The 1046-nt window shown below is 57.3% G+C and carries 1 protein-coding gene; it reads left to right on the top strand.

The genetic code is table 11. From position 1 onward, the window contains the following. Positions 1-23: 23 nt before the first annotated feature. Positions 24-1046, top strand: a complete 1023-nt coding sequence (locus tag ACS5WU_RS13870; RefSeq protein ID WP_046441892.1) for a zinc-dependent alcohol dehydrogenase — start codon at positions 24-26, stop codon at positions 1044-1046.

Here is a 1046-nt window from a genome sequence, read left to right as displayed (position 1 = left end):
AAATCAAAAGGGAGGGTTGAAAAATGAAAGCGTTTGTGATCACGGAAAAGGATAAGTACGGAATGCAGGACATAGAGGTGCCGGAGATTGGCCCGGACGAAGTGCTGATGAAGATGCTGGCAAGCGGCATCTGCCACTCGGATTACGACCTGATCAGCGGCCAGTACATCATCCCCTTTACGTATCCCGTTACGCCGGGGCATGAGTTTGCGGCGCAGGTCGTGAAGACAGGGGAGAATGTGAAGAACGTAAAGATTGGAGACCGGGTGGTAGGCGAGTGCAATATCGGCTGCGGGGTATGCCCGGTATGCCAGATCAAGGCTGGGTTCTGCCCGGACGCGAACCATTTCGGTTTCACGCAGGACGGGGCGGATGCGGAATACTTCAAGGCGAACGGCGACTGGCTGCATGTGCTGCCGGAAAACATCGACAATATGACGGGAGCGATGGTGGAGACGTTCAGCATCGCCTACAAGGGCATTTATGAGGCAGGCGGAGTGGACGCGGCGGACGTAGCGGTGGTGTACGGCGGAGGCTCGGTAGGAAACTGCGCGGTGGCGGCGCTGCATGCGATGGGAGCGCTCGTGATTCTGGTGGAGCCGCTCGATTACAAACGTGAGATCGGCAGGAAAATGGGAGCAGACCTTGTGATCGATCCAACGTCGCAGGATGTGGCGGCAGAGGTCAGGAAGCACTCGCGGGGACTTGGGGCGGACCTTGTGGTGGAATGCTCGGGGAACGCAGGGGCAATGGCACAGACACTGGAGGTTGCGCGCAATGCGGGGCGCGTGGTCTTCATCGGCATCAACTTCAGGGAAGACATCCCGGTAGCGCTTGGAAAGTTCCAGGTAAAGGGTATTACGGCGATTGGCAGCAACGGTTCACCGGGAGTATGGGAAAGGTGCATCCAGTTTCTGTCGAGGACGAAGCTGGACCTTAGGCCACTGATGACGCACACCTTCCCGCTCACAGAGGCGGTGGAAGCGTTCGAGTTCACAAGGGAACCCAAAAACCGCGCGATCAAAGTCATTCTGACAAACGAATAA

Source organism: Christensenella sp. KGMB01412 (assembly GCF_055522415.1).
The sequence above is the reverse complement of the archived record's forward strand: the minus strand, read 5'-3'. Positions and strand labels throughout refer to the sequence as shown.